Source organism: Glaciecola sp. 1036, from assembly GCF_050306235.1.
Classification (GTDB): Bacteria; Pseudomonadota; Gammaproteobacteria; order Enterobacterales; family Alteromonadaceae; genus Glaciecola.
The window spans coordinates 178918-193836 of record NZ_JBLWFH010000006.1; the positions used below are offsets into that span (position 1 = coordinate 178918).

Here is a 14919-nt window from a genome sequence, read left to right on the forward strand (position 1 = left end):
GGTCTTATGATGGCTTTCGTACAAACCTTGTTTGATTTTAAGCAACGACAAGCTGAAGTCAAAAAGAGCATTGAGCATATTTTAGAATCAGCACAAAGCGGTGCTGTGAACGCCGTATGGCTGATTGACCAAGAACAAGCGCAAAACGTTGTTGACGGATTATCCTTCTTTAATTTTTTCCATGATGTTTCTATCATTGACGATAACGGCGATTTACTGGCTGAATTCAATCGCAGTGAAGAACGTATGGTACGAGATTCCGAAAGCGTAGAATCCTCGTATAACCCTATTTTATCTCTTGTGACAGAGGGGAAAACTCGCTCCAGCATTGTCCTTAAAAGAGATAACAGTATCCAACCTGATAACACTGTGTATGGCAACTTGGTTTATACAATTGATAACCATGTAGCCTTGTCTGGCGTTTACGACCGAGCCGTTCGTGCATTTGTAATAGCCTCTGGTGGTTATATCTTATTGACCATTGCGTTAAGTGTTGTATATCACTACATGCTGGCGGCGCCATTAATGCGTTTGGCGAGACGTTTTCAAAATGTGAATACTAAGTCTATTGCGACCCAACAAATCAACCACATTAAAAAGCACGAAAAAGATGAGTTTAGTTTAATCGTAAATTCGGCAAATGATATGTTGTCGCGTATCTCAACCAGTCAGGTACTTTTGACCGAACGCTCGCAACGATTTAGATTAATTCTTGATACAGCTCCTGCAATTATTTTCTCTTTGGACAAAAATTTAGAATTCGTATTTGCCAACAAAGCCACAGCTGCATTTTATGGCTTCTCTATTTACGAACTAAAAGGTCGCTCCGCTAACGACGTTATTAAGACCATAGATCCAAACTTTATGGCACTTATCGAAGAGTTTTTCAGTTGCAAACAAAATCAACAAAGCAGCACCATGCAGATAAAAAATGCAAATAATGTAGACTGTTATGTTGAAATGACACTGGTTAAATTTAAAACCCCTGAAAAGCACAGCATATTAGTGACTGCCACTGACGTTACCAAACGTGTGAAGGCGGAAGAAAAAATAGAGTCTTTGGCCTATTATGATCCGCTGACTTCATTGCCAAATCGAAACAAAGTATATGAAGTGTTAAGCCGCCCCACTGATGTTGTCACATCAAATGGCATGTACGGTATAGCTGCCATTGCTGATTTAGACCAATTTAAGCGTATCAATGATACGTTGAGCCACAGCGTTGGCGACCAGTTAATAGTTAAATTGGCAAGAAGGCTACAAAAAGAATTTTCCTTTTCTGATCTTATGGCACGCCTTGGTGCAGACGAGTTCTTATGTATTGAAGATAATGTATCAGACAATCTCCATACCGCTACCAACGGTGCAGAAGTGCTCGGAGAGCGATTAAGAGCCTGTATAAATAAAGAAATCGATATAGGCTTGCACAGCTATGCATTGACCGCCTCAATCGGTGTCATCGTATTTAGAAAAGGGCATTCTACAGCAGACGAGATTTTGCAATATGCAGATACTGCGATGTATGAGTCGAAAAAGGCGGGGCGTAACCGTGTAACACTGTTTAAAAATGAAATGGCGACACAAGCAGCTGAGTTGTTAAAGCTTGAACGCGATATCATGAAAGCCATGTTCCGAGATGAGTTTTACTTTGTATTGCAGCCTTTAGTCGACTCAGAAACCCACCAATTAGTTAGTGCAGAAGCCTTAATGCGCTGGCGAAAAGAAGGCAAAACTATTAGTCCTGCAGAGTTTATTCCATTCTTAGAAGAAAGCGCACTGATAGTAGAAGTAGGCGAACGTATATTAGACAGTGTTTGTAAGTATTTAGCCGATTTGAAAAAGCGCAAATTACTGCCTTCCAAATTTAAAATTGCGGTAAATATCAGTAATAAGCAATTAGCAAGATTAGATTTTATTGAAACCGTATCTCGTATTATGAATAAACACAGTGTTAAAGGTGAAAATTTAGAATTTGAGATAACAGAAAGCGTTGCTTTGGATAATAAAGAAGATACGATTCGTAAGATTGAACGCTTGAAGAAAATGGGAATCAGTTTTTCTCTCGATGATTTTGGTACAGGTTTCAGTTCATTAAGTCATTTAAAAGATTTGGATGTTGATAAGCTCAAAATCGATCGTTCTTTTATTAATGATATTAATCATGACCCTCAAGATGAGAAGCTGGTAAGATCCATTATACAACTGGCAAAAAATCTTGATCTAGTTACCGTGGCCGAAGGGGTGGAGACCCAAGCTCAAGTCGAATGGCTTATGTTACAGGGTAACCTGTTACTACAAGGGTATTATTTTAGTCGTCCTCTTGAGCAAGCTGAATTTGAAGCTCAATATTTTAACTTGGACCAGGCCGAAAAGTCAGTAAACTAAAATTATAAGCATAAAAAAACCGTTCAATTGAACGGTTTTTTTATTTAAATTAGCGCTTATTTGCAACGCTGACGCATTAAGGCTAAACCACCTAAAAGCAACATACCTAGGGTAGCTGGAGCACTCGCTTCTTGAACTACCGGTGAAAAGTCATCGCGGAATTCGTAAGCTAAAATTTCGTGTAAGCCGCCAGCAGTTCCTGTTCCTGAAGTGAAACCGAAAAATGCATTAGTGTTGTTCAAAACACCTGTTAAATCTACATTATAAGATAAGCCTGCCAATGCGCTACGGGTACCTGTGTCAGACCAACGAACTTCAAGTAAATCATTAACGCCATCGTAGTCAATCCAAGCAGACCAAATACCACCAACGTTAAAAGGGTCAGCCTCTGGCGCCAAGGCTACAGAAGAAGTACTTCCATTTAAGTTGATACCAACGTGATTACCGCTGTTATTGTCTGAAGCTCCATTGTTCCAAGTATCAAATTCGACGATAACGCTGTTTTGAACACCTGCATAGCCAATTCCACCACCTGAACTACCAACATCGTTACTATTTGTTTGAACAACGAAAGCTATGCCGTCAGCGCCTTGTAGAGTGTCCGTGCCTCTGTCAAATGTACCAGTTGGATTAGTGATTTCGAATTGAAAAAATGCACTAAAAGACACGTCATTACTTAGATTTACCGCGTCTGTTAAAAATGCGGTGCCACTTTGCCACGTGGTTGAGGTAAGAGCTAAGCGATTTCCATTTTGTGCCGCAGTGCCATTCAACTGCCAATCACTAACGTCTGAAAAACTAGATTGTACAGAGATTACACCTGCATTTGCGCTCGCTGTAGCAAGTACAAGTAAAGAAGATAAAAACAGCTTTTTCATTTGTAGTCCTTTAAGTATTTAAAAATAAAACTAGGCATCTATGTATGTTGTTTTTATATAGATACAACTGCCTGCTTGGCCCTAAGCAAATATTGAACCAAAATTTAATTGCAGTAAAAACAATTGGTTAGAAGGGGCGTGACGCGGAGTAGGAAGCAATTGTAAAGAAATCAGACGATGATTAATTAACCAATTAAGTAAAAGTAGCATTAAAAAGCACATAACAATTTCCCACAAAAAAAGACGCCCTTGAGCGTCTTTATTCGTTTAATTGGTGGAGCTGGCGGGAGTTGAACCCGCGTCCAGAAAGCGTCAACTTTTGGTACTACATGCTTAGTCAGTCTTTAGATTCACCTTACCACTGCGGACAGACACGCGATAATAAGACTATCCTGAATTAAGTTTAGTGTTTCAACTCTCAGGCGGGAGCATCCACACGATCCTGTTTGGGTTTGACTCCTCGTGATCCCCGTCTTACAGGCGGAAGCTAGGGCGAGAAGGCTTCTAGCAGGTTATTAAGCTGCTAAAGCGTAGTTTTCGTCGTTTGCGACTATTTTTTTGCGGCTTTTTAAAGAGGCAAACCGCACCTCTGCATGCACCTCCAGCATCAATGAATCCTGTCGAATCCAGAGCAGCCCCGAGATATCGGCGTAGTATATCATAAGCAATTATGAAGTACAGATTAGCCTTAGTTGATTAATATCAAAAGTGGGTATTTTATTTGAGAAATCAATAGGCAACGCAAAGAAATTTGAGTAGGCTATGCCCGGTTGATAATTATTTGGTTAGGCATGAGAGTTTTTCATTATCTGTTACTTTGTTGTTTAGCATTGCAGGGCACATTAAATGGTGTTTCTGCTTTTATGCATTTTCAACAGCAAAGCCTTCAGGTTGAAAACGCCTTACTCATTTGTACAGGAACCAGTGTTAAATGGATAGACAGTGATGTCTATTTTAATACCGGCCAAATAGTCGAAATTACCTCATCTGATCTCTTGGATACTGATGAATCAGGAAATCCACTAAAAGCCGATCAGCGCGCTTGTGCCAATGCAACCGTTTATGATCATTGCTTTTCCATTACACCTAATGGTATTAATCTAGCCTCCATTTTTGCTGTATATGTTGCCAAGCGGTTTGTATTACCTTGGTTTAGTCCAACTTCACATTACTTCACAACACCAGCAACCCGAGCTCCTCCTATATTTCTCTAGCAAATACATACACATATTTTTAACTAGAGGACATATTAATGAAAACAAGAATGCAAATGGCATGGGTTGCATGCTGCGTGAGTGTTGCGCTAAACACGGCTAATGCACAACAAACAAATGAACAACTTGTCGAAAGAATCACTGTAAAAGGACAAATATCATCCCTTGCGGTGGATAAACAACTTGATCTTAGTGAACAAGTTTCAGCAGATTTTCGCGAACAATTATCTAAATTACCTGGTGTTTCTATTAACGGAAATGGCGGTGTAACAGGCATAGTACAGTACCGAGGGTTATTCGGTGACAGGGTTTTGATGAATATCGATGGTGCCGAAATCATTGGCGCTGGTCCCAATGCAATGGATAGCCCTATGTCGCACATCATCAGTGATGCAAATTTACAGGTGACCTTATATCAAGGGATTGCACCAGTAAGTGCTGGGGCAGAAGCTTTAGGCGGCGCATTAGAAATTAACGATTTTAATGTAGGATTTTCTTCTGGTAAATGGGTCAGTAATGGCAATTTACATCTATCTGCTTATAGCAATCAGGGGAGTTTAGTGTCATTTAATGCAGATATTAAAAATAACGATACTTATCTAGCTGTATCCGCTGATAGTCAACAAAGTAATAATCTAAAAGCGTCTGATGATAGGATTATTCCCAACACTTTTTATGAGAGAACTGGAGTTAAACTAAAAGCAGGATATAAACAACAAAATCATCAGCTAGATCTTTTAATCGGCCAACGCAACACTAATGAGTCTGGTACACCTGCATTAGCGATGGATATTATCTTTATTGATTCACTTTGGTATAGATTGCAACATAGCTACCAGCATAGCGATCAGCTTGTATTTAGCACTAAACTTTTTGGTAATCAAAATGCTCATGTGATGGATAATTATCAGTTGAGAAATCCCCCAATGCCTGCCATGTCTAGGCTTAATACTGTTGATAGCAGTGCAAATGGCCTGACTTTTGATACTGAATATAATAACGCTGGTCACGTCTTTAAAGCTGGTTTATCTGTCCAGCATCAAACTCACGATTCTTTAATTGAAAATCCAATAAATGATGCTTTCTTTCTGCTCAATTTCAACAATGTCAAAAGAGATAGACAGAGTGTATTTTTGGAAGTCGCAAATGAGAATAAAGTAAAACAGATAAATTACAGTGCAGGAGTGAGAATTTCGAAAGTGAATATGCATGCTGATGCTATCAACTCCAATATGGTAATGATGAATCCGAATGTGGCGTCTCTGGCCAGTGAATTCAATTTAGCAGACAAAAACATTACTCACAGTCTATACGATGTTGTGGCAAAAGCTTCGATACCAATCTTTGCGCATCTAGATGTTGTAATTAGTGCCGGTTTTAAACAACGAGCTCCTAGCTATCAGCAACACTTTACTTGGTTCCCATTGGGTATTTCCGCCGGTTTAGCAGATGGGCGAAACTATCTTGGTAATCTGGACTTACAAAAAGAGAGCCTAAAAGGAATGGACCTAGGGTTTGTGTATCAACAAAAAAATACAAACCTGTTGCTAAACTTATTCTATAACCGCATTCAAGATTACATAATAGGCTTACCAACTACCAATAATGCAGCAATAAATATTGCTACGATGAACAATCAGGCAATTCCTTTACAGTGGCAAAATATAGACGCGACTATCAAAGGCGTTGATGCAAGTGTGTCATATCAAGTCAATAGAGCTCTGAGTTTGCATGCTGGTTTACAATATGCGCGAGGTAAGCAAACCACGCCGGTGGAAGATGATCTTTATCGTTTAGCCCCCCTAAGTGGGCAGGTTCAAGTACAATGGCAGCAAGGTGAATTTGCGGCCAACCTAAGTGCAAAATTGGTTTCAGAACAAAAATATGTCGCAGAACTGCAAAACGAAAGCATCACCCCAGGCTATTCGGTTATAGATACCAGCGCCCAGTGGTTCATTAATTCTCAGTGGCAATTAACTCTGTCGATTCATAATTTATTGGATAAAGCCTATATTGATCATTTAGGGGGAGTGAATAGGGTATCAGGACAAAGCGTAGCGGTGGGTGAAAAGTTACCTGCAACCGGACGAAACTTTGGAGTGAATGTTTCTTATCAGTTTTAACGTGCAGACTCAGCAGAATCTGATGGGGAATCAGGTTCTGCTTTATCATCTAGCCATGTTTCATAATACGTTCTTTTTGGCGTGCCCAGTCTCTATCTTTGATAGTGTCACGTTTATCATGGGCTTGCTTACCTTTGGCTAAACAGATTTCTAGTTTAACCCAGCTCTTTTTCCAATACATGGCGGTGGCGACTATGGTCAAACCTTGTCTATCCAAGCCTCCGACCAATTGATCAAGTTCACGTCGGTTTAATAATAGCTTTCGTTGCCGCGTTGGCGTACAAATAACATGAGTAGAGGCTTGATTAAGCGGGGTAATATTTATGTTAGTGACAAAGGCTTCACCATCTTTTAGGAACACGTAAGCGTCAGTAATATTCGCTTTTCCCGCACGAATACTTTTTACTTCCCAGCCATCGAGTTGAATACCTGCTTCGAACTTATCTATAAGTTCATATTCATGGCGCGCTTTCTTGTTGAGCGCAATAGTATTTGAGTTTGATTGTTTATTCTTTTTCATGCGCGTAAGTATACCTGCGAATATTGCTGATAAAAAGTTGTTTGTTTTATTCTAGTTAGCAACAAACAACGTTAATAAATCCGCATTCTTGAGTTGTGGTAAATCGATCGAATGATTAGAATGCTGCGTACTATATGATGATGTTTATAATAAATTAAAGAGATAATGCCAAAAATAAATAAAAGTGCGCTTGTGGGGTACAGTGCGCAGCAGATGTTCGACTTGGTTAATGACGTAGCCGCTTATCAAGAATTTTTACCAGGCTGTAAAAGAAGTACAGTGCTGGAACAGACGCAATCTCATATGAAAGCACGAATGTTATTAAGTAAAGCTGGAATAGAAAAAGAGCTCACTACTCATAACCAATTAGAACCGAATAAAGCAATTCATATGTCGTTGGCTGATGGTCCCTTTAAATCATTAAGTGGCGGCTGGACATTTACTTCGCTGGCTGATGATGCTTGTAAAGTGGCACTTCATTTAGATTTTACTTTCAAAAATAAACTGGCAGAGATGGCCTTTGGTAAAATATTTACGTCTTTGGCCAATAATATGGTTCAGGCTTTTACTGAACGCGCTAAACAGGTGTACAAATAGTGTCTGATTATATTTCCATTGAAGTCGCGTATGGCTTGCCTGAAAAACAGTCTTTGATAGCTTTGACTGTACCAGAGGATGCGCAAGTTGAGTCTGCTATTAAACAATCTGGCATTTTAAATTTATATCCAGACATTGATTTAAACGAATACAAAGTCGGTATTTGGTCAAAAGCTTGCAAACTTGACAGTGAGCTTTCTGATGGTGATCGAATAGAAATTTATCGCCCGTTAATTGCAGACCCCAAAGAGGTCCGCAAACTTCGTGCGCAAAAAGCGAAAGATGAAGGTCGAGCCGATAAAGTCACAGGCGGCAAACCTAAAACGAAATAAGCAGCTTCTAATAACGGCGCCGTTTAATCCCAGTTTCAGCCATTATTTTTGCCGAAATCTCTTCTACTGAATATCGTGTACTGTTAAGGAATGGAATTTTCTCTTTTCGATACAGGTTTTCGACTTCTCGCAGTTCCATGCGACATTGTTGCATTGATGCATACCTAGAGTTTGCTCGGCGCTCAGAGCGAATTTGATGCAATCGATCTGCGCCAATGGTAAGACCGAAAAGTTTGTTTTTAAAACGTTTTAAATGAGGTGGAAGTTTTAAAATATCCCCCATATCTTCTTCGGTAAAGGGGTAATTGGCGGCCTTAACACCAAACTGTAACGCCAAATATAAGCTTGTTGGTGTTTTCCCTGAACGAGAGACTCCCACAAGGATAATATCTGCTTCATTATAATCTTTGAGATTGCTTCCATCGTCATTAGCAAGGGCGTAATTCACTGCTTCTATACGTATGTCATAGGTTTGTTCATGCATGCTGTGAGTGCGATGTTTTTTCGGCATCGCATGAATACCGATGGCTTTTTCAAGCGGCGGTACAAATTGATCGAGAAAATTATAGTTGATCCCAACTGATCTGCTTATTATTCGACCAATATCAATGTTTACCATGGTATAAAAAACCAGTGGACGCTCTCCACTTTCCTCAAAAGCTACTTTAATCTGGTCTAAAACTTTTTTTGCATGTTGTTCTGTTTCAACAAATGGAATGGTTACATGTTCAAAATCTACTGGAAATAATGACAGTAATGCATGACCAAATACCTCTGAAGTTATTGCTGTCCCATCAGATATGTAAAAAGCAGTTCTCACAACATCTCCTTAACATTGTTGTAATTTAATTACGAAAAAAATTAAATTTTACTTTCGTTTGTAAGCCAATTTAAAATCCAGCTGTGCGTTTAAAAATGCATCTTAAAAACATCTGTAATTGTTGGTGAAAAATTTCAGAAAGTACACACAAAAATTTTGTTAGTTTGCTGGGGGCTTTAAAGTGCAGGAATATGTTCTTTGGTATCAAGAATTGGGCATGGACGATGTAAATCGCGTGGGTGGTAAAAACGCATCTCTTGGTGAGATGATATCAAATCTGTCAAATGCAGGTGTGCAAGTGCCAGGAGGATTTGCAACGACAGCATATGCTTTTAATGAATTTCTCGAAAAAAGTGGTGTAGAAGCCAAAATCTATGAATGTTTAGATGCGTTAGACGTTGACGACGTGAATGCACTTGCTGCGGCGGGTAAACAAATTCGTCAATGGATTCTAGACACGCCTTTCCAAGCCGAATTGGAGCAAGAAATTAAAAAGGCGTTTGAAACCTTGTGCGGCGAAGTTGGGGATCAAGCTTCATTTGCAGTGCGTTCTTCAGCAACTGCAGAAGATATGCCTGATGCATCTTTCGCTGGGCAACAAGAAACATTTTTAAACGTAAAAGGTTATGACTCAGTTTTAGTCGCAATTAAACATGTATTTGCATCTCTGTTTAATGACCGTGCTATTTCGTATCGTGTGCATCAAGGCTATGATCACAAAGGTGTAGCACTATCTGCAGGTATACAGCGTATGGTGCGCAGTGATAAAGCAGCTTCTGGGGTTATGTTCAGTATTGATACAGAATCAGGATTTGAAGATGTTGTGTTTATTACCAGCTCTTTTGGTTTGGGTGAAATGGTGGTGCAGGGTGCTGTTAACCCGGATGAGTTTTATGTACATAAGCCTACCTTGGAGCAAGGCAAGCCTGCGGTATTAAGAAGAAACTTAGGCAGCAAACTCACTCAGATGATTTACTCAGACGATTTGTCTCATGGCAAACAAGTTGAAATTGTCGATGTTGATAAAGCCGATAGTTTAACCTTCTCTATCACAGATGATGAAGTGATGGAGCTTGCCAAGCAAGCCGTTATCATCGCGAAACATTACAAACGTCCAATGGATATTGAATGGGCCAAAGACGGCATTGATAACAAACTTTATATTGTACAAGCTCGTCCAGAAACTGTTCGTAGCCGCGAAAATATGCAAATCATTGAGCGTTTCCACTTAAAAGGTGCCGCCAAAATCATTTGTGAAGGGCGCGCTATCGGTCATAAAATCGGTGCTGGTACAGCAAAAGTTCTGGCTAGCATCGAAGAGATGGACAAAATACAACAGGGCGATGTACTGGTCACTGACATGACTGACCCAGATTGGGAACCTATCATGAAAAAAGCCTCTGCTATTGTTACCAACAGAGGTGGAAGAACCTGTCACGCTGCTATTATTGCCAGAGAAATGGGAATTCCAGCAGTGGTAGGCTGTGGAGACGCTACCAGTATTATTCAAACCGGTGATCAAATCACAGCCTCTTGTGCCGAAGGTGATACGGGCTATATCTATAACGAAGTTATTGACTATGAAGTCACAACTTCGCCTATCGATTCTATGCCTGATTTACCGCTTAAAGTCATGATGAACGTGGGTAACCCTGACAGAGCGTTTGATTTTGCGAGATTACCACATGAAGGTGTTGGTCTTGCTCGATTAGAATTTATCATCAATCGAATGATAGGTGTGCATCCTAAGGCATTGTTAAACTTCTCTTCTCAACCAGAAGATTTGCAAACTGAAATTAGTGAGATTATCGCCGGATATGCTTCACCGGTTGAATTCTATGTTGAAAAACTGGTTGAAGGTATAGCTTCTATTGGTGCTGCATTTGCACCTAAGAAAGTCATTGTGCGGATGTCAGACTTCAAATCGAACGAGTATTTTAACCTGGTTGGTGGTTATCAATATGAGCCGGATGAAGAAAACCCAATGTTAGGTTTTAGAGGTGCATCTCGTTACATTTCGGAAGATTTTCGAGACTGTTTCGCCTTAGAATGTGAAGCTATTAAGCGTGTTAGAAACGTCATGGGTCTAACTAACGTTGAAATTATGATTCCATTTGTTAGAACCTTGGAAGAAGGTCGTCAGGTAATAGAATTGCTTGAAGAACAAGGGCTTAAACGTGGTGATAATGGGTTACGCGTAATCATGATGTGCGAATTGCCATCTAATGCGTTACTTGCAGACCAGTTCTTAGACATCTTCGATGGCTTCTCTATTGGCTCTAACGACTTAACTCAACTTACCCTCGGTCTTGATAGAGATTCAGGTTTAATAGCGCATCTGTTTGATGAAAGAAACGATGCCGTTAAGGCCCTTCTATCCATGGCCATTAGTGCGGCTAAAAAACGCGGTAAATATGTTGGTATTTGTGGTCAAGGACCATCAGATCACGAAGATTTTGCTGCTTGGTTAGTGGAACAAGGTATTGACAGTGTGTCTTTAAACCCAGATACAGTGGTTGAAACTTGGTTATATTTAGCTGAGAAACACGGGTAATCTAATGTGAAGAAAAGGGACTGAGGTATTCTCAGTCCCTTTTCAACTAATACCTACTATGCTTGCGATTACGTAGCCAAGCATCTAGCAAAATCGATAATTTACTTGCGCGTTTTTGTGACCATTTTAACAGGCCTCGTGCGCGAGGATAATCCATTGCCAACAGCACTAAACCCGCAATTGTGATAAAAATTGAACCTGGAATTATTGCAAATACAACACTGGCAATAATAAGCAAAATACCAATGGTGGTTCGAATGGTTTTCATAGCAGCCTCCGTTATTAATGAATAACAGTATATTGGCTCAATTTATTCTTACAATTAAAAAAGTGTTACAAAACCTGTACTCCTCGAATAAGCTTTTTCTGTAAAATCTGTAATTCCACTTGAAAATTGTGTCAGAAATGAAGACCATTGCGATTATTGTCACCAACGCTACCTGATCGGAATACTATTTTGGCTGTACTACCACGATTATCGCCTGAAAATACCATTGCACCTCATGTAAAAGATTATCTCCATGCGTTACAAAACTCACAGTTCAAAGGGGATATTGAAATGAGTTACGGTAGTCGAATGGCGGTGGCTACCGATAACTCGATTTACCAACAAATTCCTCAGGCTGTACTACACCCAAAAAGTATTGACGACCTTATTATTGTCGCTGAAACTTCTCAACAGCACCCTCAGGTAACCTTTAGTGCCAGAGGTGGCGGTACAGGCACTAACGGGCAATCCCTAACGCCGGGTATTGTTGTGGATACTTCTCGTCACATGCGGAGCATTTTGGAGATAAATGTCGAAGAACGCTGGGTAAAAGTACAATCCGGTGTAGTGAAAGATGCTCTAAACGATTTTCTACGTCCTTATGGTTTTTTCTTTTCGCCAGATTTGTCTACCAGTAATAGAGCGACAATTGGCGGCATGATAAGTACTGATGCTTCTGGTCAGGGGTCTTTAGTTTACGGAAAAACATCTGATCATCTGCTATCTGTGACCCAAGTATTCGCAGACGGCACCCTATACAAATCAGAAAAGGTGGACGTAAATGAAGCGCAGCTCATTGCCAAAAAAGACAATACTCTAGGTAATATCTTTAAACAGGTCATTGAAACCTGTGTTGGCAAACGTGAGCAAATATTGGCTAAATTTCCAAAATTAAATCGTTTTCTGACCGGTTACGATCTAGAACATGCCTATGATGAGCGAACAAAAACTATTGATATCGGTAGGTTAATCGCGGGTGCTGAGGGTTCCCTAGGTTTTATTGCTGAAGCAAAGCTAAACATAACACCTATACCTACTTGCACGGCCTTGGTAAATATAAAATACAATAATTTTGAAAGTGCCTTACGTCATGCTCCCTCTATGATTGCGGCCAATGCGACTTCAGTAGAAACGGTTGATAGTAAAGTTTTAAATTTAGCTCGCCAAGACATTGTTTGGCACAGTGTTTCAGATTTGATTCAAGACGTTGAAAACAAAACCATGGATGGGTTAAACATGGTGGAGTACAACAGCGAAAATAAGGATGAAATTGAACAAAAAATTCGCGAGCTTGCACAGCGTTTGGATAACGAAATTGAAAACAATCTAAACGGTGTTATTGGTTATCAAATTACCTTTGATAAGAATGATATTCTAAAAATTTACGGTATGCGCAAGAAAGCCGTGGGTCTTCTTGGTAAAGCTGACGGCCCGAAAAAGCCTATCGCCTTTGCTGAAGATACCGCAGTACCTCCTGAAAATCTCGCCGACTTTATCATGGAATTCAGGGCGTTATTAGACGAATATAAGCTTACCTATGGTATGTTTGGTCATGTTGACGCAGGTGTATTACATGTACGACCTGCGCTTGATTTATGTGACCCTGAGCAAGAAGCTTTAGTGAATACAATTTCCGATAAGGTGGTTAGTTTAGTCGCTAAATATGGTGGCCTAATGTGGGGCGAACATGGTAAAGGCTATCGCAGCGAATACGCGCCTGAATTTTTTGGCCAAGAGTTGTACCAAGAAATTTGTAAAATAAAAGCTGCATTTGACCCTCTAAATAAGATGAATCCCGGTAAGATATGTGTGCCTTTCGATTCATCGCATCAGTTAGTGAAAGTAGCAGATACCAAACGTGCTAGTTTTGATCGACAAATCCCTATAAACGTTAAGGATGAATTCTTGCCAGCAATGAGTTGTAATGGCAATGGTCTATGTTTCAACTATGACGTTAATTCTCCTATGTGCCCGTCTAGTAAAATTACCAAGGATCGTCGCCACAGTCCCAAAGGACGAGCGGGCTTAATTAGAGAATGGTTGTATCAATTGCAAAAAGCGGATGAACCTATTACCGATGTGAATTTCAGGCAGTTTAGCCCGCAAATTTTCGGCGCAAAAATTGATAAAGACGACTTTTCTTATGAAGTTTATGAAGCAATGAATGGATGCTTAGCGTGTAAATCCTGTACTAGTCAATGCCCCATAAACGTTGATGTTCCGGATTTTAGAGCTAAGTTTTTGTCTATTTATCACAGTAAATATAGACGCCCCATAAAAGACTATTTTGTGGCGCATGTGGAAAGTCTCGCGCCTTTTATGGCGAAAATTCCCAAGTTTGCCAACTGGATGACAGATACCAGTCTAGTTAAAGGCTTTTTGAAGCACAATATTGGTTATGTTGATACACCAGCGTTATCAGTCCCCACCTTGAAACATCGAATTAAGCAATTAGCATGTGACTATGACTACGAACAACTGGCAGCGCTTTCTGATGCTGAGAAAAAGGACTATGTGCTTATTGTTCAAGATCCCTTTACTAGCTTTTATGAAGCTGAACTGGTTGAAAAAACAATAAAATACTTGAGCCTGATTGGCGTGAAGCCGGTGTTATTACCATTTTCACCTAATGGTAAACCGCAACATGTGAAGGGCTTTTTACATGCCTTTGAAAAAACGGCGCAAAAAACAGATCAATTTTTATCAAAAATAGCGGCGTTAGATATTCCAATGTTTGGTTTAGATACGTCGTTAGTGCTTTGTTATCGGGACGAATACAGTAAGATTTTGGCCGATAAGAAAGGACAATACCTTGTATTAAATTTGCTTGAATGGCTCTCGCAACAAAATATTACTCAAACCCTAGAAAGTGATACCGAGTTTACCCTGTTTGCCCATTGTACCGAAAAGACAGCCTTACCTAAAACAGAAGGAACATGGCAAAAGGTTTTTGCTAACAGTGGATTGGTCATGAATGTGGCTTCTGTAGGCTGTTGTGGAATGGCGGGAACCTATGGTCATGAAGCTGAACATTTGGACAATTCGCTGGGTATTTACAATTTGAGTTGGCAATCCAAAATAGACCAAGCTAATCCGGTGCAAGTATTAGTGACGGGGTATTCTTGTCGTAGTCAGGTTAAGCGGTTGGCAGGTTTTAGACCTAAACATCCAATCGAGGTTTTATACGAGTTGACTTTGCGTCAGCAACAAACGCCAGACATTGGATGA

At 40.0% G+C, this 14919-nt stretch carries 11 protein-coding genes and 1 other RNA gene; 7 read left to right on the forward strand and 5 right to left on the reverse strand.

The annotated features are described in order from the left end of the window. The first annotated feature begins 9 nt into the window (after positions 1 to 9). Complete coding sequence (locus ACNKW3_RS10825) at positions 10 to 2385, forward strand: EAL domain-containing protein (protein WP_427399311.1); 2376 nt, start codon at positions 10 to 12, stop codon at positions 2383 to 2385. Between the two features lie 56 nt (positions 2386 to 2441). Here ACNKW3_RS10825 and ACNKW3_RS10830 read toward each other — a convergent pair whose 3' ends face one another. Continuing rightward, positions 2442 to 3263, reverse strand: a complete 822-nt coding sequence (locus ACNKW3_RS10830; protein WP_427399312.1) for an L-type lectin-domain containing protein — start codon at positions 3261 to 3263, stop codon at positions 2442 to 2444. Between the two features lie 272 nt (positions 3264 to 3535). Continuing rightward, positions 3536 to 3902: a transfer-messenger RNA gene (ssrA, locus tag ACNKW3_RS10835) on the reverse strand. Positions 3903 to 4054: 152 nt separating this feature from the next. On the opposite strand from ssrA, the gene ACNKW3_RS10840 reads away from it, so the two are divergent. Together ACNKW3_RS10840 and ACNKW3_RS10845 are read left to right on the forward strand one after the other, a co-directional pair. After that, positions 4055 to 4477, forward strand: coding sequence for a hypothetical protein (locus ACNKW3_RS10840; RefSeq protein ID WP_427399313.1), 423 nt, complete (start codon positions 4055 to 4057; stop codon positions 4475 to 4477). Between the two features lie 38 nt (positions 4478 to 4515). Next, on the forward strand, positions 4516 to 6600 hold the full coding sequence (locus ACNKW3_RS10845; RefSeq protein ID WP_427399314.1) for a TonB-dependent receptor plug domain-containing protein: 2085 nt from the start codon (positions 4516 to 4518) through the stop codon (positions 6598 to 6600). Between the two features lie 49 nt (positions 6601 to 6649). Here ACNKW3_RS10845 and smpB read toward each other — a convergent pair whose 3' ends face one another. Further along, a complete protein-coding gene (smpB, locus tag ACNKW3_RS10850; RefSeq protein ID WP_427399315.1) occupies positions 6650 to 7120 on the reverse strand; it encodes an SsrA-binding protein SmpB in 471 nt (156 codons plus the stop codon). Between the two features lie 165 nt (positions 7121 to 7285). Between smpB and ACNKW3_RS10855 the strand changes: the two genes are divergently transcribed. After that, positions 7286 to 7717 carry a type II toxin-antitoxin system RatA family toxin gene (locus ACNKW3_RS10855; RefSeq protein WP_427399316.1) on the forward strand — a complete coding sequence of 144 codons (432 nt, stop codon included), beginning with the start codon at positions 7286 to 7288 and terminating at the stop codon, positions 7715 to 7717. Continuing rightward, positions 7717 to 8049 carry an RnfH family protein gene (locus ACNKW3_RS10860; RefSeq protein ID WP_427399317.1) on the forward strand — a complete coding sequence of 111 codons (333 nt, stop codon included), beginning with the start codon at positions 7717 to 7719 and terminating at the stop codon, positions 8047 to 8049. The genes ACNKW3_RS10855 and ACNKW3_RS10860 overlap by 1 nt, the downstream gene beginning before the upstream one ends. A 7-nt stretch (positions 8050 to 8056) precedes the next feature. Here the strand turns inward: ACNKW3_RS10860 and ppsR are convergent, their stop codons facing one another. Continuing rightward, positions 8057 to 8869 (reverse strand): posphoenolpyruvate synthetase regulatory kinase/phosphorylase PpsR, encoded by an 813-nt coding sequence (gene ppsR, locus ACNKW3_RS10865; RefSeq protein ID WP_427399318.1) that lies wholly within the window; start codon positions 8867 to 8869, stop codon positions 8057 to 8059. A gap of 181 nt (positions 8870 to 9050) precedes the next feature. On the opposite strand from ppsR, the gene ppsA reads away from it, so the two are divergent. Then, a complete protein-coding gene (gene ppsA / locus ACNKW3_RS10870; RefSeq protein WP_427399319.1) occupies positions 9051 to 11423 on the forward strand; it encodes a phosphoenolpyruvate synthase in 2373 nt (790 codons plus the stop codon). Positions 11424 to 11469: 46 nt separating this feature from the next. On the opposite strand, the gene ACNKW3_RS10875 is transcribed toward ppsA, so the two are convergent. Further along, a complete protein-coding gene (locus tag ACNKW3_RS10875) occupies positions 11470 to 11691 on the reverse strand; it encodes a tellurium resistance protein TerC (protein ID WP_427399320.1) in 222 nt (73 codons plus the stop codon). A gap of 189 nt (positions 11692 to 11880) precedes the next feature. Here ACNKW3_RS10875 and ydiJ point away from each other — a divergent pair, with 189 nt between their 5' ends. Further along, positions 11881 to 14919 (forward strand): D-2-hydroxyglutarate dehydrogenase YdiJ, encoded by a 3039-nt coding sequence (ydiJ, locus tag ACNKW3_RS10880; RefSeq protein ID WP_427399321.1) that lies wholly within the window; start codon positions 11881 to 11883, stop codon positions 14917 to 14919.

Bases quoted from the DNA above. Each gene is read 5' to 3' on its own strand.
- ACNKW3_RS10825 (WP_427399311.1), top strand. From the start codon at position 10: ATGGCTTTCGTACAAACCTTGTTTGATTTTAAGCAACGACAAGCTGAA.
- ACNKW3_RS10830 (WP_427399312.1), bottom strand. From the start codon at position 3,263: ATGAAAAAGCTGTTTTTATCTTCTTTACTTGTACTTGCTACAGCGAGC.
- ACNKW3_RS10840 (WP_427399313.1), top strand. From the start codon at position 4,055: ATGAGAGTTTTTCATTATCTGTTACTTTGTTGTTTAGCATTGCAGGGC.
- ACNKW3_RS10845 (WP_427399314.1), top strand. From the start codon at position 4,516: ATGAAAACAAGAATGCAAATGGCATGGGTTGCATGCTGCGTGAGTGTT.
- smpB (WP_427399315.1), bottom strand. From the start codon at position 7,120: ATGAAAAAGAATAAACAATCAAACTCAAATACTATTGCGCTCAACAAG.
- ACNKW3_RS10855 (WP_427399316.1), top strand. From the start codon at position 7,286: ATGCCAAAAATAAATAAAAGTGCGCTTGTGGGGTACAGTGCGCAGCAG.
- ACNKW3_RS10875 (WP_427399320.1), bottom strand. From the start codon at position 11,691: ATGAAAACCATTCGAACCACCATTGGTATTTTGCTTATTATTGCCAGT.